This is a genomic window from uncultured Alcanivorax sp. (assembly GCF_947258575.1).
In the GTDB taxonomy this organism is placed as follows: Bacteria; Pseudomonadota; Gammaproteobacteria; order Pseudomonadales; family Alcanivoracaceae; genus Alcanivorax.
The window spans coordinates 416808-437857 of record NZ_CAMYIV010000012.1 but is presented as its reverse complement, the minus strand read 5'-3'; the positions used below and the strand labels follow the sequence as shown (position 1 = coordinate 437857).

Here is a 21050-nt window from a genome sequence, read left to right as displayed (position 1 = left end):
TCTCCGCAACAGCCCGAGGGGCCACGTTTTCCATCTTGGACACACCACTCGCTTCTCAGCACATCAGCCTCGAACCCAACGATTCCCGTCGCCTGGCCAGTCTCTGCGGCCATCTGGACGAGCACATCAAGCAGATAGCCCAGCGCCTGCATGTGGATATCCACAATCGTGGTAACCAGTTTCATCTGGCAGGGCCATCCGCCTCCGTGGACGCCGCCGGGTCAATCCTCTACGAGCTCTATGATCAGACCCGCGATGGCACAGACCTGACGCCGGAAATGGTGCATCTGCAGCTGCAACAGTCCAACGTGGCCGACCATAGCGCAGCAAAAAGCACTGACAACACCGTGGCGTTCCCCAGCGATGACGTTGTCGTTCGTACCAAGCGGGTTCGCATCAAGCCCCGTGGCGCTCACCAGCGCGAGTATGTGAAACAGATCCGCAAACACGACATCAATTTCGGCGTCGGCCCGGCCGGCACCGGCAAAACCTGGCTGGCCGTAGCCTGCGCCGTGGATGCGCTGGAAAAAGCGGAAATTCAACGGATCCTGCTGGTACGACCGGCGGTTGAGGCCGGCGAAAAGCTGGGTTTTCTGCCCGGCGACCTGGCAGAAAAAATCGACCCCTATTTACGCCCTCTCTACGATGCCCTTTACGAAATGCTCGGCTTTGAAACCGTGGCCAAGCTGATGGATCGTATGGTGATTGAAGTGGCACCGCTGGCCTACATGCGCGGGCGAACCCTGAATAACAGTTTCGTGATTCTGGATGAAGCCCAGAACACCACCCCGGAACAAATGAAGATGTTCCTCACCCGTATCGGGTTCGGGACCCGCGCCGTGATCACCGGGGACGTAACCCAGGTGGATCTGCCCCGCCATCAACGCTCCGGCCTGGTGAATACACTGGAAGTGCTGGACGGCGTAAAAGGGATTGGCGTGACCCGATTCGACAGCCGCGACGTGGTTCGCCACCCGCTGGTACAACGTATTGTAGAGGCCTACGACCGCCATGAACGGGATACCGACACCCAGCGTTGATATCCAGTGGGCCAGCGACGCCCCGGACGCCCCCGACGAATCCCGGTTATGCGACTGGGTGCGCCATGCCGCCCAGGTAGCCGGCGGCGTGGTCGGCGACATCACCCTGCGTATCGTCGATGAAGACGAAATCCGCACCCTCAACCGGGACTACCGCGACAAGGACAAGCCCACCAATGTGCTGTCCTTCCCGTTTGAAATGCCAGAAGGCCTTCCCGAAGATGCCATGGAGCCGCTGCTCGGCGACATCATTCTCTGTGCCCCGGTGGTACGCCGGGAGGCCGCTGAACAGAACAAGACCCTGCAGGCCCACTGGGCCCACATGGTCACCCATGGTGTACTGCACCTGCTGGGCTACGATCACATTGATGACGAGGACGCGCAGATCATGGAAGCCATGGAAATCCGCGCCCTTAACGAACAGGGTTTTGCCGACCCTTACAACATTGAGCCACACACCAATATGGAGCTTCACCCCTGATGTCGGACGACTATTCGGATAACGGTACCAGCCGAAGTTGGTTGGAGCGTGTCGGCCAGTTTTTCTCCTCCACGCCCGGCGACCGGAGTGAACTGCTGGACCTGATGCGCTCCATGCGCGATTCCCACATTATCGACGGGGACACCCTGGGAATTATCGAAGGCGCCGTCTGTGTCGCCGACATGCAGGTACGCGAGATCATGATTCCGCGCTCCCAGATGGTCAGCATCAAGGCCAGCTCCGACCCGCGGGATTTCCTGCCCACCATCATTGATTGCGCTCACTCCCGTTTCCCGGTACTCGGCGACGACCCGGATGAAGTGATCGGCATCCTGCTGGCCAAGGACCTGCTACCGTTAATCCTCGATCCGGCCCGCATGGACCGTTTCGCCATCAAGGATCATATCCGCTCTGCTATGGTGGTACCCGAGTCCAAACGGCTCGACTCACTGCTGCGCGAATTCCGTATCAGCCGCAATCACATGGCCATCGTGGTCAACGAATATGGCGGCGTGGCCGGGCTGGTCACCATTGAAGATGTGCTGGAACAGATCGTCGGGGAAATTGAAGACGAACACGACGTAGAAGAAGAGGACTACCTGATCAAGGATCTGGATGATCAGGAGTACACCGTCAAGGCGCTGACACCCATCGATGATTTCAACGAGCACTTCCACTGCCAGTTCAGCGATGAGGAATTCGACACCATCGGCGGGCTGGTGATGCAGAAGTTCGGCCGCTTACCCGGCCGCGATGAAAGCGTGGAACTGGATGGCTATCTCTTCACCGTGCTCAGCGCCGACGGCAGAACAATAAGATTGCTGCGGGTTACACCGCCGGGGGAAAACCAGGATGCCACTGCCACAGAGGTCGAAAGCTGACACCATCTCCGCCCTGTTAAAAGCACCGTGGGTGACGGCCGTGATTGCCGTTGCCCTGTTGCTCGGCGCCTTGCTCAACCCGGCTAACGCGCCCCAGCCAGTACTTGGCTGGTACGTGGATGGTGGCCTGAAAACCCTGGAATGGGACAACTACCTGTCCTGGCTACGCTTTAACGGGCGTGGCGAACTGGCTGGCCAGCTGGAACAACAGCTCGCCAGCGGCGATACCCACGCTTACAGCGCGGCGCTGCTGTCGCCCAGCTTCGTCAAAGACAGTGACCTGCGCGCCCGGGACTTCTGGTCAGCAACCCAGATAGAAAAGTGGAAAGCCCTGCGCCAGCAAACACAGGATCAACTCGCCGCCAGCAACTTGTACCGCTGGGGGCTACCAGACAGCAGCCCCCGCCCGGCCCGTTTCTTTACCTCCCCCTTTGCAGGTGGCTCCCTGTGGCTAACCGTTCTCACCGTGTTTCTGCTGGTGCCACTGGCATTCCCCCTGGAGCGTCAGCTTGGCCATGGCCGGGTACTGACTCTGTGGCTGCTAGGCTGCCTGCTGGCCGGTGCCGGCTACATGCTGGTGGCTCGCAGCGGGCAGCTGCCGTTTCATGGCGCCGTCGCACCGCTCATGGTCTGGTATGGAGCCTTCCTCGGCCTGCAGGGCTGGCGCACTTCCCTGCCGGTCTGGTTACCCGGCAAGGCGTGGATATCGATCACCCTGCCCACCCCGGCCCTGGCGGCAATGCCGCTGGCACTACTGGGGTTACTGGCCTGGCAAGCCCAGCCAGCCATGGCCAATCTGGCCGCCGGCGTACTGGCCCTGGCCGGTGGCACCCTGCTGATCCAGCTCATGCGCCCGGCGGAGCCGTCCGTGAACACCGAAACAGCCACGCCTGCGAATCCACAGGATCAACAGGGGCTGCAATGGGGCTGGGATGCCCTCGCCCAGCTGCAGGCGGACGCTGCCAGCGACGCCTTTCAGCAAGTACTGGACCGGCAGCCGGATCACTTTGATGCCCTGACCGGCCTCTTCAATGCCCGCCGCATGAACCAGGACAGCAACGGCTGGATCGACATCGCCCATCGCCTGTTTGCCCACCCGGCCAGCGAAAAGGGACAAGCCCAACAAGTTGTCGGTTGCTGGCAGCAGTTCCGCCAGCAGCAGGGCGCCGAATTACCCTCTTCCGTTGGTTGGCATCTGGTAACCACCCTGACCCGGGCCGGTGAATTTGCCCAGGCAGAAGCACTGGCCATCAGTCTGGATCACCACGACACTCGCAAGCCTGCCCTGCAGGCCCTGCGCGATGCACTCCATCGGGAAGGTTTGGGTCACCGGGCCAAGGCGCTGGAAGTGTAGCGGCAAGCCCCAAGCTGAAACGCGGACTGGGCCGTGATGGTCGAATAACGCCCTGCCCGCGTTTAACGCAACAATCCGATCTGTAGGAGCGTCGCTGGCGGCGCGATTCGAGCCTTGGCGAGGGTTTCTCCTTTATGTAGGAGCTATGCTTGCATGGCGAACCGAGCGTAGCGAGGCAACAGAGGGGGGGGGGCAGCCGTTCTTTCTGAAACCTGTCGAGGTCTGAAATGCCTGATCGCCCTGCGGGCGATTTCCTTGCTCCGCAAGGTTCGCACCTCGAGAGGTACTCCTACAGCGGCTTCGAAGAAAACTCGGAGGTTGGGAACTTTCGGACCTTTCTCTATCCCACGAGAGTAGCTCGCCCCTACCCCCACGCGGCCCGGTAGTCCGCCACCTGCTTGCGCAGTTTCGCATCCCGGCACTGGCTTTCCACAAAGCGCAGGTACTGCTCCGCCTTGCCGGCCAGTCCGAATTGCTCGGCAAGAATCTTTGCCAGTAACAGATAGGCGTCACCCAACTCGCTGAAATCCGGGTGCCGATCATGCAGATCCTTGAGCAGCCCCACGGCAACTTTCGGCTCCTGTTCATGGATACCCTGGGCCAGGGCCAGACGCAGAGAGGGCGATGCGGGTAACCAGGTTGGTTCCACCTCCCGCTGACGGGCCAGCAACGCCAGCGCCTCGGCCCAGGCACCGGACACCACCAGCATTTCCAGATAGGACGGCGCGGCGGTGCGGCGCTCATCCTCCCGGTCGGTAATATCCAGCAGCCGGTCATAACGTTGCCAGTCCGCCACAGTGGCCTTTTTGTTCTTCAGGGTTTTGGCTGTGCTCAGCAACACCTTGTCAAAGCGCCCGGCACAAAGCTGTACCCGCTGGCGCCGCTCTTCCAGCGACGCGGTGACTTTCTTGCCTCCCTGATCCAGTCCCCAAAGATGGCCATGACGGGCCAGGATATCACCGCACAGGCAGGCCAGGGCCAGCCACCAGAGTGCCGCTAACGCCCCGGCCAGCCCCTGGGCAAGAGGTAGCGGCATCACATCCACGGCCACGGCAATCAGCGCCACGCCCAACAGCCACCCCACTGATGCCAGAACAGCAGCCACCGCATAATCACGAGGTGCGGAGAAGATATAGGTCAGTGCCGCCGCATAGGAGCCAGGTTCCGGTCCCTGGGCCTGAATGGCGAGCCAGAAAGCCGGCACCAACAACAGGCCGACAGCACCGATCAGCAACCCCACCGGCTCCGACACCATCACCAACACAAACCCGGCCGGCACCATCACCAGCAGGGCCGGCAAAGCCTGCAACAACGCTGCCTTCCAGCCCGCCATATCAGACAGACAATCCCAGCCTGGAGTATGACTTTTGCGGGCTTTACCGGGATGGCTGCGCAAGGTCATCACCGCCCGGGCAAAGCCCCAGGCCGGCAGCCCTGCCAACACCACCACCGGCACCATTACCGGCAAGGGTGGCACCAGCGACGCCAACAACGCCCACACCACCAGCAGCGGTAACAGCACAGGGGTAAACGGGTAGCGCAGGTAACGATCCAGTTGCCGCCACAGAGGGCCACCCTGTCCCTGCTCACTGCTTTCCAGTTCCTGGTTGCAGAGCAGGCAACGGGCCTCTATCAGGCTGTCATTGCGGCCATCCACACATTGCTGACACAGATGCAATCCATCATGGCTGCAATACCACAGCGCTTGCGTCCCCGGATGGTACTTGCAATAGCGATTCACTATGATGCCCCCAAGCATTCACAAGGTAGCGGCCAACCCTGACGGCCCCCTACCGGCGCCCCGCATCCAACGACTGGCAGGGCGGGTTTGATTATTGGTTGTGATTGATACTTTATTCGTATTTTTGCAGCGACTCTAGCCGTATCAGCCAGGCGGCCTGCTCGCCATCATGAAACGAGGAATTCCATGCGCCACCGTCTGCTGGCCCTGTTTGCCGGCCTGCTTTTCCCCCTTGCCTTCGCCCCCTATGACCTGTGGCCGCTGCTATTTGTCAGTGTCGCCGCCGGCTTCTGGTGCCAGCAGCAGGCCGGCTCCGGCAAGGAAGCCTTCCTGCGCGGCTGGCTCTATGGCCTGGGCATGTTCGGCTTCGGCGTGTCCTGGGTGCATGTCTCCATGCATGACTATGGCTTCATGCCGCTATGGATGGCGATTCCCTTTACGGCGATTTTCGCCGCCTTTCTGGCCCTGTTCTACGGCCTGACGTTTTCCCTGAGCTGGCGACTGGGGCGCTCGGCACTGGTGTTCACCGGTATCTGGCTGCTGCTGGACTGGCTGCGCGGCTGGCTGCTCACTGGTTTCCCCTGGCTGTATGCCGGGTACGCACTGATTGATACCCCCCTGGCCAGCCTGGCGCCACTGGGCGGGGTCTGGCTGCTGACCCTGGCCACGGTGCTGCTCAGCGCCACCCTGATTCAGCTTCGCCAGCCGGGCACCCTCCGCTGGGTAGCCGCCGGCCTGTCAGTGCTGGTGCTGATCACCGCCACTGCTGGCCATTTCCTCACGTTCACCCACGCCAACGGCCCGGAACAGAAAGTGGCGCTGGTGCAGGGCAATATTCCCCAGGACCTGAAGTGGCAGATTTCCATGCGCGACGAGACGCGCCGTATCTATCACGAGCTGACCCGGGAGATTCCCGCCGACACCCTGGTGCTGTGGCCGGAATCGGCCATGACCGAGTTCTACCAGAGCATTACCGATTTTATCGAGGATGAGGGCAAGCAACTGGCAGACCGAAACGGCGCCCTGATTACCGGCATTCCCTGGCGCAGCGTCGGCGACGCCGGCATTACCTATCGCAACAGCATCGCTGCCATTCCGCTTCGCGATAATGAGAACGGCAGCGAGCGGGTTTACCACAAGCAGAAGCTGGTGCCCTTTGGTGAATACGTCCCCATGCAATCGCTGATTCGCGGCCTGATCCCCTTCTTCGACTTGCCCATGTCCGGCTTTACGCCGGGGGACCCCAGTCAGCCCAACCTGCAGGCCATGGGCCATACCGTGGCCCCCTTTATCTGCTACGAGATCCTCTACCCGCAACTGGTGGCCAGCCGCAGTCATGATGCCGATGTGCTGGTGACCATCAGCAACGACGCCTGGTTCGGCACCTCCGCCGGGCCGCTTCAGCATTTCCAGATGGCCCGTTTGCGGGCCCTGGAAACCGGGCGCTGGCTGCTGCGCGGCACCAACAATGGGGTCACCGCCGTGATCGACCACCAGGGCCGGATCGTGGACGCCCTGCCCCAGTTCGAGCGTGATGTGCTTTACAGCCAGTACCAGCCACGTACCGGCATCACACCCTTTATGGCTCTGGGCGTCTGGCCCTGGCTGGTGCTCTCGGTGCTGTTGTTGCTGCCCGCAATGCTGGGAAGGAAGAAGAAGCAACCCTTTATATAACTTTTAAGTATAAGCTTATTACTAATTTGACTTTACCCTGATACCCTTCTATAACTGTGCATGAACGCTGCCCAGTCACAGGAGGGAACAAGCATGTCTCGTCCAACCGTCAAAGCCTTTTTCGACAACGACACCAACACCGTCAGCTATGTGGTGACAGACCCGCAAACCCGGCACTGCGCCATTGTCGATTCGGTGCTGGACTACGACCCCAAAGCTGGACGTACCCACCATGACAGTGCCCGCCAGATTGTGGCCTACGTCAAACAGGAAGGCCTTACCGTAGACTGGTTGCTGGAAACCCATGTGCATGCGGATCATCTTTCCGCCGCACCCTGGATCCAGCAACAAGTGGGCGGCAAGCTGGCCATCGGCGAGCATATACGCACCGTGCAGGACACCTTCGGCAAGGTCTTCAACGCCGGCACCGAGTTCGCTCGTGACGGCCGTCAGTTCGATCATCTGTTTGCCGATGGCGACACCTACAAGATCGGCAACATTGAGGCGCGGGCCATTCACACTCCGGGGCATACCCCGGCCTGCATGAGCCATGTGATCGGCGATGCGGTGTTTGTGGGCGACACCCTGTTCATGCCGGATTATGGCACCGCCCGCTGCGACTTCCCCGGCGGTGATGCCCGCACCCTGTACCAGTCCGTGCAAAAGCTGCTGGCCCTGCCGGACGACACCCGCATGTTCCTCTGCCACGACTATCTGCCGGAAAGCCGCAGCGAATACCAGTGGGAAACCACCGTGGGCGATCAGCGTCGCCACAATATCCACGTGCACGAAGGCGTTTCCGAGCAGGAGTTCGTCAGCATGCGCGAAAAACGCGATGCCACCCTGGATATGCCGCGACTGATTCTGCCTTCGGTGCAGATCAATATGCGCGCCGGCCACCTTCCTCCCGAGGAAGACAATGGCATTAGCTACCTGAAAATTCCGCTGAACGCACTGTAAGAGGCGATGACCATGACACCGACTCTGTGGGATGTAGTGGTGATCGGCGGCGGTGCCGCCGGCATTGCGGTGGCCGCCAGTATCCTCAAGCGCAAGCCGCACCTGTCCGTGGCCATCGTGGAGCCCAGCGACCGCCACTTCTATCAGCCCGCCTGGACCCTGGTGGGTGGCGGCTGTTTCAACCCGGCCAATACCTGCAAAGCCACCGGCAAGCTGATCCCAAACGGTGCCAAGTGGTTGCGCAGCCGGGTGACTGAAATGGAGCCGACGCACAACCGGGTAACTCTGGAAGACGGCCAGTCACTGAATTACCAGTTTCTGGTGGTTGCGCCGGGACTGGAGCTGAACCTGGGCGCCATCGAGGGCCTGGAAAGCAGCCTTGGCAAGCACGGGGTTACCAGCAACTATCTCTTTGAACTGGCGTCCTATACTTGGGAATGCGTGCGAAACCTGCAGCGTGGCCGAGCTCTGTTCACCCAACCGCCCATGCCTATCAAGTGTGCCGGCGCGCCGCAGAAGGCCATGTACCTGTCCTGCCACCACTGGGAAGAAACCGGCACCCTGGGCAACATTGATGTGCAGTTCCATAATGCCGGCGCCGTACTGTTCGGCGTGGCGGATTTTGTGCCGCCACTGATGGAATATGTGAAGCGCTACAACGCCAATCTGAATTTCAATAGCACCCTGATCGCCGTGGATGGCCCGGCCCGCGAAGCCACCTTCCGGCGTACCAATGGCGATGGCACCAGCACCGATGACACCGAGCCCTTCGACATGCTGCATGTGGTACCGCCGCAACGGGCCCCACAGTTTGTGCGCGACAGCGAGCTGGCCAACGAGGCCGGCTGGGTCGCCGTGGACGAAGCCACCCTGCAGCACCCCCGTTTTGCCAATGTATTCAGCCTGGGCGATGCCTGCGGGGCCAGCAATGCCAAAACCGCCGCCGCCGTGCGAAAGCAGGCGCCGGTGGTGGCCGAGAACCTCTGCGCCGTGCTGGAAAATCGTGCGCCGACAGCTCGCTATGAAGGCTATGGCGCCTGCCCGCTGACCGTGGAAAAAGGCAAGGTCGTGCTGGCCGAATTTGGCTATCAGGGCAAACTGCAACCCAGCTTCCCGCTCGATCCCACCGTACCGCGCCGGAGTATGTGGTGGCTGAAACGTCATGCCATGCCAAAGATCTACTTCGAGCTGATGCTAAAGGGCCATGAGTGGCTGGCCAGGCCAGGCAAACTCTGACGCGTGACACAATAAGGGATGGCAAGATGAAACTGCCCGCCTGGTTGGGCGCCGCCCAGTGGCTGCCCCACTACAACCGCGAGACCGCTGCCCGGGATAGCGTGGCAGCGGTGATCGTCACCATCATGCTGATTCCCCAGAGCCTGGCCTACGCCATGCTCGCCGGGCTGCCGCCGGAAGTCGGTCTCTACGCCAGCATCCTGCCACTGGTTGTCTATGCCCTGCTCGGTTCCAGCCGTACCCTGGCGGTGGGCCCGGTGGCAGTAGCCTCGCTGATGACTGTTGCTGCGGCCAGTCAGGTAGCCACGGCCGGCAGTCAACAATACCTGGCAGCCACTATTATTCTGGCTTTTCTGTCCGGCACCATTCTTCTGGTGATGGCTCTGCTTCGACTGGGCTGGATTGCCAATCTGTTATCGCACCCTGTGGTGAGCGGCTTTATCAGTGCCTCCGGCCTGCTGATTGCCGCCAGTCAGCTCAAGCATCTGCTGGGAATCCCCCTGTCGGGCCATAACCTGGTAGAGCTTGGCCACTCCCTGGCACAGCATTTCCCTGAAACCCATTGGCCCACAGTGGTGCTCGGCGCGCTGGTTACGACCTTCCTGTTCTGGGTGCGCAAGGCGCTCAAGCCGCTGCTGCAAAAACTCGGCTTCAATGCCTTCTGGTCCGACCTGGTGAGTAAAGCAGGACCTGTCATCGCCGTGCTGGGTTCCACCCTGGCCGTGGCCATGCTGGAACTGGATAGCCGCGGCATGGCGATTGTCGGTCACATTCCCGAAGGCCTGCCCGCATTGTCATTACCTGTATTTGACGCTGACCTCTGGCAGGCACTACTGCTGCCCGCTCTGCTGATCAGCCTGATCGGCTTTGTGGAATCCATTTCTGTTGCTCAGACCCTGGCGGCCAAACGTCGCCAGCGCATCAATGCCAACCAGGAACTGATGGGGCTGGGCGGCGCAAACCTGGCCAGCGCCTTCAGCGGCGGCTTTCCGGTGACCGGAGGCTTCTCCCGCTCCGTGGTGAATTTCGATGCCGGCGCACAGACCCCCATGGCCGGCGTATTCACTGCCATAGGCATTGCCCTCACCGCGCTGTTTTTTACCGGCGCTTTCACCTACCTGCCCAAGGCAACCCTGGCCGCCACCATTGTGGTCGCTGTGCTATCGCTGGTGGACCTGCCGGCGCTGAAACACACCTGGCATTTTTCCCGGCTGGATTTCACCGCCATGGCCATCACCATGATCGGGGTTCTGGGTTGGGGCGTGGAAGCCGGGGTGCTGGCCGGGGTGGTCACCTCCCTGGCGCTCTATCTATGGCGAACCAATCAGCCCCATGTGGCCGAAGTGGGCCAGGTGCCAGGCACCGAGCATTTCCGTAATGTGCAGCGCCACCAGGTGCGCGTCTCTCCCCGGGTGCTGAGCATACGTATCGACGAATCCCTGTATTTTGCCAATGCCCGGGGCCTGGAAGACCGGATTTACGATGCCGCCCTGCTGCGCCCACAAACGGAGCACGTGGTACTGATGGGAACCGCCATCAACCATCTGGATGCCAGTGCCGTGGACAGCCTGCTGAGTCTGAACCAGCGTCTGGACGATGCCGGTATCCGGCTGCACCTTTCCGAAATCAAGGGGCCGGTCATGGACCAGCTGCAGCACACCACCCTGCCGGCATTACTGACCGGCCAGATCTTTCTCACCCAGTATCAGGCCATACGCGCTCTGGCCCCGGAAAGCATTGAGGAAAATCCCGCTCCCCCTTGCAGCCCTGTCTGACAAGGTTAAGCTGAGCGTTCATTCGCAAGGAGTTTTCATGGCTACCATCAATCGCCTTACCGAAAGCCTGTCAGTGGCACCGCAACTGCTGCCAGAAGACATGGCCGAACTGGCCAGGGCCGGGTTCAAGACCGTCCTCAACAACCGCCCCGATGGCGAAAGTGAAGACCAGCCCAGCAGCGCCGAGCTGGCTGCCGCCGCAGAAGCCGCCGGTCTCGAGTACGCCCATCAACCGGTCGTGGGTAACAACATCAGCGACGTGGACATCGACGGCTTTGATGCCATCGTTTCCCTGGCAGAACAACCGGTACTGGCCTTCTGTCGCACCGGCACCCGCTGCACCACCCTGTGGGCCCTGACCCAGGCGGACGAGCAGGACAATGCCAGCATCCTGGCCACCGCTGAACAGGCCGGCTATGACCTAAGCCAGCTTGCCGGCCGACTCGACCAGCGTCGGGGTCAGTAGCCGTGGCAGATGCCGGCCGCCGGTTCCGCTGGCTGCCGGCCAGTGACTGGCTCGCCACCTACAACCGTGAGCAGGCGGCCGGAGATGTGCTGGCCGCCATCATTGTCACCATCCTGCTGGTTCCCCAGGGCCTGGCCTATGCCATGCTCGCTGGCATGCCGCCACAAACCGGCCTCTATGCCAGCATCCTGCCACTGATTCTCTACGCTCTGTTCGGCACCAGTCGCACCCTGTCCGTGGGCCCCGCCGCCCTCACTTCACTGATTACTGCCTCCGCTGCCGGCACCCTGGCCCAGGGCGACCCGCAACTGTTTATCCAGGCCGCCATCGGCATGGGGCTGCTGTCCGGGCTGTTTCTGGTGGCCATGGCCATATTGCGACTGGGCTGGCTCACCAACCTGCTCAGCCACCCGGTGATCACCGGTTTCATCAGCGGCTGTGCCATTCTCATTGCCACCAGTCAGCTCAAGTACCTGTTACGCATCGACGCCTCCGGGGATGAGCTGATGAGCCTGGCGCAGACACTGGGGCAACACCTGCCCCGGACCCACTGGCTGACACTGGGTATCAGCCTGGTCGCCATTACCTGCCTGCTGATCCCGAAATATCTGGCCACCCCGCTCAAGGCCACCCGACTACCCGGCTGGCTGGTGGCCTTTATCAGCAAGTGCGGGCCAATTCTGGCCGTACTGGTCACCACCCTGCTCACTGTGTCCCTGTCGCTGGATAGCCGTGGCCTTGCCGTGGTCGGGGCGATCCCCGCAGGGTTGCCCCATTTCACCCTGCCCGGGCTGGGCCGCGAACACTGGCAAAACCTGATTACCCCGGCGGCGCTGCTGGCATTGATCGGCTTTGTGGAATCCATTTCCCTGGCCCAGGCCCTGGCGGCAAAACGGCGCGAGCGGGTGGATGCCAACCGGGAACTGATGGGGCTGGGTCTGGCCAACATCGGCAGCGGCCTGTCCGGCGCGTTCGCTGTTACCGGCAGCTTTTCGCGCACCACGGTGAATTACGAGGCCGGTGCACGCACCCCCATGGCCGGCCTGCTCACCGGTATCGGCATCTCTCTGGTGGCCCTGTTTTTCACCGGCTGGTTCCAGTACCTGCCACTGGCGGCCCTGGCTGCCATCATCGTGGTCGGCATCCTGCCACTGATCAATCTGGCGGAGCTGAAACATCTGTGGGCATTCAGTCGCCCGGATGCCCTGGCAATGGCTGCCACCCTGGCCGGAGTGCTGCTGATCAATGTGCAGAGTGGCTTATTGCTGGGGGTGGTGCTTTCCGTGGCCTTGTTCATGTGGCGCACCAGCCAGCCTCATGTGGCCGAGCTGGGCCGCATTCCCGGCACCCATCATTTTCGCAACATGGATCGCCATAGCGTTGAACTCACCGAGGAGGTGCTGTCCATCCGGGTGGACGAATCCCTCTATTTCGGCAATGCCCGCACCCTGGAAGACCGCATCTACGACGACGCCCAGGCCCACCCGCAGATTCAGCACGTGGTGCTGCACTGCTCCGGCATCAATCATCTGGATGCCAGCGCCGTGGAAAGTCTGGAAAGCCTGAACGAACGATTGAAAAACGCCGGGGTGACGCTAAACCTGTCTAACGTAAAGGGCCCGGTGATGGACGTACTGATAAAAACCGACTTTCAGAAGGTGCTGACCGGCAGGGTATATCTGAGCCATTATCAGGCTATGGAAGTACTGGCGCCGGAGAGTTTACGGGAGGAAGAGCCTGACACCTGATGCCCCGCGTCCAAAGTTGTATTCTTTTGTGGGAAGCGATGCCTGCATCGCGAAGATGTTGCTCAGGCGGGTCTTCTTCGCGATGCAGGCATCGCTTCCCACAAGGATTTTCCGTCAGGCGCCCTATAGATACCGCAGGTGGTACCACACCAGCGCCAGCCACTCGTACCAGATCTCCGGCACCATGGATAACGCCCCCGCAGAAGGCACCCATTCCTGTTTTGGCAGTCGCTTGCGCCAGGCAGCCTGGGCCAGCACCCCCTGGCTCTGAAAACACAGCAGAGCCCGTGGCAGGTGAGCCCGGTCGCTGACCAGCATGATCTCGTCGATGCCACGCTGGGCCAGCAGCTCGCCGCTGTGCACCGCATTTTCCCAGGTATTACGGCTTTGCCCTTCCTCAAGCACCGTCATGGTCGGCCAGCGTCGGCGCACCAGGTCCGCCATCAACTGTGCTTCGGAAGGCTCATTATCGGCATGGGGAGTGGTGCTGATGCCACCACTGACCAGCAGCGGCAAACCATGCTCATGGGCCAGCTCCGCGGCCAGCTGCAACCGCCGCAGGCCACGGGTGGTCAGGGAAAACTGACCATCACGCTGTCGCCGCCCGGCCCCCAGTACCACTACCGCCTGGGGAGTAATCCCGGTATTGCGTCGCGGCAGGGGCGGCAACAGGCTGCGGACCACTGCCGGCAGGGTTCCCCCCACCAGCACCAGCAGCACCAGGTAGGTCAACGCCATCGGCACTCCCGTTTGCGGTGATTATTCAGCCAACACTTTCGCGGTGCAGACCAGTGAGAAATCCGGGCTGAGCTCATGTATCCTATGTCCCCTTCGCAACCGCGATGTTCCCGTAAGTTTTTTTGATCAGTAGAGAGCCGATGGACGCACAGTATCGCCCCGATCAAGTCGAAGCCCAAGCCCAGCAGTACTGGGAGGATAACCAAAGCTTCAAGGTCAACGAAGAGCCCGGCAAGGAAAAGTTCTATTGCCTGAGCATGTTCCCCTACCCGTCCGGGCGACTGCACATGGGCCACGTGCGCAATTACAGCATCGGCGATGTGATCAGCCGCTACCAGCGCATGCTGGGCAAGAATGTGCTGCAGCCCATGGGCTGGGACGCCTTCGGCCTGCCCGCCGAGAACGCCGCCATCAAGAACAAGGTGGCGCCGGCCAAGTGGACTTTCGAGAACATCGACTACATGCGCGGGCAGCTGCAGCGCCTGGGCTTCGGCTACGACTGGGATCGTGAGCTGGCCACCTGCACCCCGGAATACTATCGCTGGGAACAGTGGTTCTTCACCAGGCTCTACGAGAAGGGCCTGGTGTATCGCAAGATGTCCACGGTGAACTGGGACCCGATCGATCAGACCGTACTGGCCAACGAGCAGGTCATTGATGGCCGCGGCTGGCGTTCCGGTGCCCTGGTGGAACAGAAAGAGATTCCCCAGTGGTTCATCAAGATCACCGACTACGCTGATGAATTGCTCAACGACCTGGATCAACTGGATGGCTGGCCGGAACAGGTCAAGACCATGCAGCGCAACTGGATCGGCCGCTCCGAAGGGGTGGAGATGGAATTCGCGATACAGGGCGAAGAGTCCCTGCGCGTCTACACCACCCGCCCGGACACTCTCATGGGCGTCAGCTACGTGGCCGTGGCCGCCGCTCACCCGCTGGCGAAAAAAGCCGCTGCCGCCAACCACGAAGTGGCGGACTTTGTGGAAGAGTGCCTGCACAACAAGGTGGCCGAAGCCGATATGGCCACCATGGAAAAGAAAGGCATCTACACCGGCCTTACCGCCACTCACCCGATCAGCGGCGAACAGGTCCCGGTCTGGGTAGCCAACTTCGTGCTGATGAGCTACGGCACCGGTGCCGTCATGGCCGTGCCCGCCCATGACCAGCGGGATTACGAATTTGCCCGCAAATACGGCCTGCCCATCAAGCAGGTAATTGAACCGGCCAATGGTGAGTCCATTGATCTGGACAGCGAAGCCTTCACCGAAAAAGGCAAACTGGTGAACTCCGGGGAATTCACCGGCAAGACCTCCGCCGAGGCCTTTGACGCCATCGCCACCTGGTTGAGCGAGCGCAACCTGGGCGAGAAGAAAGTGAATTATCGACTGCGCGACTGGGGTGTCTCCCGACAGCGCTACTGGGGCGCCCCCATTCCCATGGTGGAAACCGAAGACGGTGAACTGCACCCCACCCCGGAAGACCAGTTGCCTGTCGTGCTACCCACCGAGGTAGAGATGGACGGCGTGAAAAGCCCCATCAAGGCTGACCCGGAGTGGGCCAAGACCACCTTTGACGGTCAACCCGCCCTGCGCGAAACCGACACCTTCGACACCTTCATGGAATCGAGCTGGTACTACGCCCGTTACTGCTGCCCGCAGAACGACCAGGCCATGCTGGACCCGGCAGCCGCCAACTACTGGCTGCCCGTCGATCAATACGTGGGCGGCATTGAACACGCCATCCTGCACCTGCTCTACTCGCGCTTCTTCCACAAGCTGCTGCGCGACACCGGCCTGGTGGAATCCGACGAGCCCTTCAAGCAACTGCTGTGTCAGGGCATGGTGCTCAAAGACGGCGCCAAGATGTCCAAGTCCAAGGGCAACACCGTGGACCCCCAGGAAATGATCGAGGAATACGGTGCCGATACCGTACGCCTGTTCATGATGTTTGCGGCGCCGCCGGAGCAATCCCTGGAGTGGAACGACTCCGGTGTGGAAGGCGCCTTCCGTTTCCTCAAGCGCCTGTGGCGCCTGGTGGCCGAGCACGTGGAAGCTGGCAATGCGGGCACCCTGGATCCGGCCTCTCTGGATGACGCCGGCAAGGCCCTGCGTCGCAAGACCCACGAAACCATCCAGAAGGTCAGCGACGATTTCCATCGCCGCCACACCTTCAACACTGCCATCGCCGCGGTGATGGAACTGATCAACGAGGTGAGCCGCTTTGACGCTCAGGGCGATCAGGCCGCCGCCGTACGCCAGGAAGCCCTGGAAGCCGCCGTATTGCTACTGTCGCCAATTACCCCCCATGCTTCCCACAGCCTGTGGCAATCCCTGGGTCACGACGAGGCGGCATTGAACGCCGCCTGGCCCCAGGTGGATGAAAGCGCGCTGGTGAAGGACAGTCTCGAACTGGTGGTACAGGTAAACGGCAAGGTACGCGCCAAGCTCGAGGTCCCCGCCAACGCCGACAAGGACACCGTGGAAAACCTGGCCAAGACCGAGCCCAATGTGCAGAAATTCACCGACGGCAAAACCATCCGCAAGGTGATCGTTGTGCCGGGTAAACTGGTCAACATCGTTGCCAACTGAGAGGCGGTTATGACATCCAGCTTGCGCGCCACATCCCGTCTGACCCTGCTGCTGGTGCTGGGGTTTGTCCTCAGTGCCTGCGGCTGGCAACTGCGTGGCACCACCAGCACACCGTCCATGGAAACCCTGACGGTCAGTGGCGCCTCCACGGAGCTGCGCTACACCCTGGAAGACGAGCTGGAAGACCAGGGCGTGCTGGTACACAACGAGGCGCCCTACATCCTGGTCATCGATGACGAAGACTGGATGCGCCGCACCTCGGCGGTGGATGCCCAGGGTCGCCAGGCGGAAATCGAACTGCGCTACACCCTGCGCTGGCACATCAAGGACCGCAAAAGCGGCGCCCTGCTGACCACGCCAACGCGCATGATGACCCTGCGCAACCTGCCCTGGTACCCGGAAAACGCCACCGCCTCCTCCGACGAGGAGCAACTGGTCCGTGACGACCTGTTTCTGGACATGGCCTACCGGCTGATCAACCAGATCGCCGCTGCCTCCGAGGGCTGGGAGACCTACTGATGCGTCTGCGCCCGGAGCAGCTCGGCAAACACCTGGCGGATCGCCTGCTGCCCGCCTACCTGGTGGCCGGTGATGAGCCGCTGCAACAGGGCGAGCTGCTCGACGACCTGCGCCGCGCCGCCCGCGATCAGGGCTTTGACGAACGTCATCGCTTCTCTTCCGACACCGGTATCGACTGGAACTCCCTGCTCAACGAATCCCAGAGCATGAGCCTGTTCGGTGGTCGGCGGATTCTCGAACTGGTACTCAACGACAAGCGCCCGGACAAGGCCGGCAGCCAGATCCTTCGCGACATTCTGGCCAGCCCCGCCGATGACACCCTGCTGCTGATCCGCTGCTCCAAACTCGACCGTCGCAAGGACTGGAACAGCGCCTGGGTCAAAGCCCTGGATGAGGTCGGTGCAGTCATCGAAGTCTGGCCGGTGGAAGGCGCCGGCCTGCGCAACTGGCTGCAGGACCGCCTGGCCAGCCGCGGACTCAGTGCCAGCGAAGACGCCCTGGCCCTGCTGATCGAACGCAGCGAAGGTAATCTGCTGGCCGCCGCCCAGGAAGTGGACAAACTGACCCTGCTGGTGGAAGACGGTCAGGTAGGCCCGGAAGACGTACAACAGGCGGTGGGCGACTCCAGCCGCTACTCGCCCTTCGACCTTACCGAAGCCACTGCCCAGGGCAACGCCCAGCGGGTGCTGCACATCATCCAGACCCTGCGTGCTGAAGGGGTGGAACCGCCCGTCCTGTTATGGGCCTTGAGCCGCGACATCCGTATCCTCGACGGCATGCTCAGCGGCGGCCCGCCACCGCGCCTGCCCCCCCAGCGGGTACGCGCCATGCAGGCCCAGGCCCAGCGCCTCAACCCGCAACACCTGAAGGCCGCCCAGGCCAGCGCCATCCGCGCCGACCAGTGCGTCAAAGGCATGGCCAAAGGTGACCCCTGGCAGTACATCACCTCGTTGGCACTGCGCCTTGCAGGGCATCCGCTACCGCGTAGCATGGAACGATGAAAAGCAGTGAATAGTTAATAATTAACAGTGAATAGCGGAAAAAACGGCAACACAAGACAGGGAAGTCGTGCCAACCAATAGCACTGTACCCCGAAAGTCGGCGTAGGAGCGTCGCTCGCGGCGCGATTCAGGCGCCTGTTCCGGGTGCGTATTTGCCGATCAGCCAAACCTGTCGAGTTCGGTAATTCCTGATCGCCCTGCGGTCGATTTCCGCAGTGATATCCACCACCACAGTGGGAGCGGTCGTTCGACCGCGAATACCCCAACCCCCGCATCGCCCCCACCGGCAATTTGGCACAAATTGCCATCACCCAATGGCATAATTCTGCTAGCCTGTCAGGCCTCAGTCACAACCAGCCAGAACAACAATGAGTGAACCCCGGGATACTTCATCGATCAGTTTTACCGCCCTCTACACCGGCCACGTGTGGACCCGTGACGGCATCTCCGCGCCCTTCTTCCGCACCAAAGGCGGTGCCTTCCTGTATGGCGCCCTGGCCCCCTTCGAGTACGTGGGCCGGCATATCGTCGGTGGCAACATCCGCACCTTTCTGTTGCAGCGCCACCACCTGATCGACCACCGGCTGCATCAACTGATCGACGACGGCGTGACCCAGGTGGTGGAAATCGCCTGCGGCCTGTCACCCCGGGGACACCGTTTCTGTGAGCAGTACCCGCAACTTACCTACATCGAAACCGACCTGCCGGACATGGCCCTGCGCAAGCAGCAACTGTTGAAAGAACACGGCGTGCTGAGCGAGCGCCATCGCGTACAGCCTATCAACATCTTCGCCGAAGACGGGGAACTCAGTCTGGATCATGTGCTGGCCCAGCTGGATCAGAGCAAACCTGTGGTAGTGATTACCGAAGGGCTGGTGAATTACTTCCCGCTGGCGGTGATTTCCGACTTCTGGCGCAAACTGGCCAGCGCCCTGGAAGCATTCCCCCAAGGCACCTACCTGACAGATAACTACCCACTCTACAAAGGCATGCCCTTCTACCGGACCCTCAAGGTGCTGGGGAACATGCTGGGCACCGTGTCCCGCAGCCAGGTCGGCTTTCACTTCCACTCCGACATGGAAGCCGTGGATCATTTCCATAGCCTTGGCTTTCACAGCCTGACCATCCACAACCCGACCGACTACTACGACCAGCTACCGATACCGAAGACGCGGGGCAATCCGATGGTTAGGATCATGGAAGGAACTGTTGGGGCAGTTAACAGTTAATAGTGAACAGTTAATAGTGAACAGTTAACAGCTCGCGAGCTGGTTTCTTCATAGCCAACAACAAATAGGCCGCGCCCATGCTTTGGGTGCGGCCTATTTCGTTTTTATCTTTTTTAGCTGTTAACTATTAACTGTTCACTGTTCACTGCTTCCCTCTTATCCGTAGATCCGATGCACATTCCCCTCGTTGTCCTGACGCAGAAAATACTCGCCGTTTTTCAGCAGCTCGGTGAAACGTTCTGCCGCCTGGATGTTGCCGTGCTTGAACAGGCAGCGCAGGTAGCCGGCACCATCGTAATCGAATACCAGCAGCTCCAGTTTCAGCTCCGGACTCTCCATGTAGAGCGTGCAGTCACGGGCGTGGTCGGCAATGGAGAAGCCCGGCTCGCTGAGTTTGATCAGGCAGCCGAAGAAGTTGATATCTACCACCTGCACCGGCTTGTTGAACCGGAAGCGGTCGCCCACCCGGGATTCGCTGGTCACGTGGCCATGATTGTTGCATGGCACCAACCGCTCGGCACGGCGCCGCTCGATGCGGTTGTACTCGCCTTTGCCGAAACGACGGATACCTTGCACGGTGTCCAGTGATTCGCCGCGCAGGAAAGTGGAGAACAGATCCAGGGACACTTCCCGCTTTTCCAGCTGCGGCAAATGATCCGCTCCCTTGATCAGCGTGAACTGGGCATTGGGACATTTTTCAGCGAAAGAGGCGTTTTCCCAGGGCAGGGTAAAACTGTCGAACTCACCGGTGGTGACCAGCGTATCGCACTCCGGATAGCCCAGCAGACCTTCCACGGACAACAGCCGGCGGCCATTGATCTTGTAGCGCTCGCGCTCGTTGTCGGAAAGCCGCTTCATCTGCCGATAGAACAGCTTGCGGGCGGTGGGCGTAATACCGGTTTCCTTCATCTTGTCGTAGTTGACCAGATAGAGCACCACTGCCTGACTGAACTCATCCATGCGACCCTGTTCCAGGACTCGCACAGATTCCTCCACCAGCATGCGCCAGCTTTTGCGCGGCCGGGTGACGATACCTGCCACGATCAGCTTATCGGTGGCCTCGGGATACTTGTAGGCAAAAGTACTGGCCACCGCAGAGCCCAGCGACAGCCCCATGAGGTGCACTTTTTTCAAGCCGGTTTGGCAGGTGAATTCGTAAAGCAGGTCTGCCAGATCCTCCATGCTGAGGTCCGGGGCGATCTGTGTGTTGTTGCCCAGGGATGGCAAGTCCACCAGCACCACCGGAAAATCCTGGTAGATGCGTTCGACACAATATTTGTAGGAGGTAAAATTCTGGAAGGCACCACCCACCACCAGCAACGGCGGTTTGTGGGCATTGTCCGGATGCGAGAACGCCAGGTAATCAATACGCCACTGACCTACCCAGAGCTGAAACGGGGCGGCTTTAATGGCGGAGCGGGTATATTCCTGGTAGCGAATGGCCATAAGTGTCTGGCTCCGTTCAAGTTTTTTCTTGTTGTATCGGCTACCCTTTACCCGTCAGGATGAGGCAGTCCGTGTTGCGCCACACAAACAGTACATTCGTACCACAAAATCAAGGATTTAGGCCCTATTGTGTAGCAAAGGTTTTCAATTCTTCACCATTTGTGTGCAAGCGT

Annotated in this window: 17 protein-coding genes; 14 read left to right on the top strand and 3 right to left on the bottom strand. The window is 60.8% G+C overall.

The window, feature by feature from the left end; all coding sequences use genetic code 11:
- Nucleotides 1-35: 35 nt before the first annotated feature.
- From Q0Y02_RS15505 to Q0Y02_RS15490, 4 genes are read left to right on the top strand one after another with little or no spacing between them, the layout of a single operon-like run.
- Nucleotides 36-1040, top strand: coding sequence for a PhoH family protein (locus Q0Y02_RS15505; protein WP_297770457.1), 1005 nt, complete (start codon nt 36-38; stop codon nt 1038-1040).
- Nucleotides 1012-1521 (top strand): rRNA maturation RNase YbeY, encoded by a 510-nt coding sequence (gene ybeY, locus Q0Y02_RS15500; RefSeq protein ID WP_297770456.1) that lies wholly within the window; start codon nt 1012-1014, stop codon nt 1519-1521. The genes Q0Y02_RS15505 and ybeY overlap by 29 nt, the downstream gene beginning before the upstream one ends.
- The gene (locus tag Q0Y02_RS15495; protein WP_035249251.1) at nt 1521-2402 is read left to right on the top strand and encodes a transporter associated domain-containing protein; all 882 of its coding nucleotides are present in this window, start codon (nt 1521-1523) and stop codon (nt 2400-2402) included. Before ybeY ends, Q0Y02_RS15495 begins: the two co-directional genes overlap by 1 nt.
- Before the next feature lie 40 nt (nt 2403-2442).
- Nucleotides 2443-3756 (top strand): rhomboid family intramembrane serine protease, encoded by a 1314-nt coding sequence (locus Q0Y02_RS15490; protein ID WP_297770454.1) that lies wholly within the window; start codon nt 2443-2445, stop codon nt 3754-3756.
- Nucleotides 3757-4120: 364 nt separating this feature from the next.
- On the opposite strand, the gene Q0Y02_RS15485 is transcribed toward Q0Y02_RS15490, so the two are convergent.
- Complete coding sequence (locus Q0Y02_RS15485; protein WP_297770450.1) at nt 4121-5497, bottom strand: B-box zinc finger protein; 1377 nt, start codon at nt 5495-5497, stop codon at nt 4121-4123.
- Between the two features lie 186 nt (nt 5498-5683).
- On the opposite strand from Q0Y02_RS15485, the gene lnt reads away from it, so the two are divergent.
- The 6 genes from lnt (at nt 5684) to sulP (Q0Y02_RS15455) (ending at nt 13356) form a co-directional block, all read left to right on the top strand.
- Nucleotides 5684-7171, top strand: coding sequence for an apolipoprotein N-acyltransferase (gene lnt, locus Q0Y02_RS15480; protein WP_297770448.1), 1488 nt, complete (start codon nt 5684-5686; stop codon nt 7169-7171).
- Between the two features lie 93 nt (nt 7172-7264).
- On the top strand, nt 7265-8131 hold the full coding sequence (locus Q0Y02_RS15475) for an MBL fold metallo-hydrolase (RefSeq protein ID WP_297770446.1): 867 nt from the start codon (nt 7265-7267) through the stop codon (nt 8129-8131).
- A 12-nt stretch (nt 8132-8143) separates the two neighbouring features.
- On the top strand, nt 8144-9367 hold the full coding sequence (locus Q0Y02_RS15470) for an FAD/NAD(P)-binding oxidoreductase (protein ID WP_366516929.1): 1224 nt from the start codon (nt 8144-8146) through the stop codon (nt 9365-9367).
- Nucleotides 9368-9393: 26 nt separating this feature from the next.
- Nucleotides 9394-11142 (top strand): sulfate permease, encoded by a 1749-nt coding sequence (sulP, locus tag Q0Y02_RS15465; RefSeq protein ID WP_297770442.1) that lies wholly within the window; start codon nt 9394-9396, stop codon nt 11140-11142.
- A 37-nt stretch (nt 11143-11179) separates the two neighbouring features.
- Complete coding sequence (locus Q0Y02_RS15460; protein ID WP_297770440.1) at nt 11180-11608, top strand: TIGR01244 family sulfur transferase; 429 nt, start codon at nt 11180-11182, stop codon at nt 11606-11608.
- Nucleotides 11609-11610: 2 nt separating this feature from the next.
- Nucleotides 11611-13356, top strand: a complete 1746-nt coding sequence (sulP, locus tag Q0Y02_RS15455; RefSeq protein ID WP_297770438.1) for a sulfate permease — start codon at nt 11611-11613, stop codon at nt 13354-13356.
- 123 nt (nt 13357-13479) lie between these two features.
- Here the strand turns inward: sulP (Q0Y02_RS15455) and Q0Y02_RS15450 are convergent, their stop codons facing one another.
- Nucleotides 13480-14094: a YdcF family protein gene (locus tag Q0Y02_RS15450; RefSeq protein WP_297770436.1), complete on the bottom strand. Its 615-nt coding sequence runs from the start codon at nt 14092-14094 to the stop codon at nt 13480-13482.
- 140 nt (nt 14095-14234) lie between these two features.
- Between Q0Y02_RS15450 and leuS the strand changes: the two genes are divergently transcribed.
- From leuS to Q0Y02_RS15430, 4 genes are all read left to right on the top strand, one after another.
- A complete protein-coding gene (gene leuS, locus Q0Y02_RS15445) occupies nt 14235-16682 on the top strand; it encodes a leucine--tRNA ligase (RefSeq protein WP_297770434.1) in 2448 nt (815 codons plus the stop codon).
- A gap of 9 nt (nt 16683-16691) precedes the next feature.
- On the top strand, nt 16692-17201 hold the full coding sequence (gene lptE, locus Q0Y02_RS15440) for an LPS assembly lipoprotein LptE (RefSeq protein ID WP_297770432.1): 510 nt from the start codon (nt 16692-16694) through the stop codon (nt 17199-17201).
- On the top strand, nt 17201-18202 hold the full coding sequence (holA, locus tag Q0Y02_RS15435; RefSeq protein ID WP_297770428.1) for a DNA polymerase III subunit delta: 1002 nt from the start codon (nt 17201-17203) through the stop codon (nt 18200-18202). The genes lptE and holA overlap by 1 nt, the downstream gene beginning before the upstream one ends.
- A gap of 368 nt (nt 18203-18570) precedes the next feature.
- Nucleotides 18571-19431, top strand: a complete 861-nt coding sequence (locus Q0Y02_RS15430; RefSeq protein ID WP_297770425.1) for a class I SAM-dependent methyltransferase — start codon at nt 18571-18573, stop codon at nt 19429-19431.
- Nucleotides 19432-19587: 156 nt separating this feature from the next.
- Here Q0Y02_RS15430 and Q0Y02_RS15425 read toward each other — a convergent pair whose 3' ends face one another.
- On the bottom strand, nt 19588-20877 hold the full coding sequence (locus Q0Y02_RS15425) for an alpha/beta hydrolase (RefSeq protein WP_297770423.1): 1290 nt from the start codon (nt 20875-20877) through the stop codon (nt 19588-19590).
- Between the last annotated feature and the right edge of the window lie 173 nt (nt 20878-21050).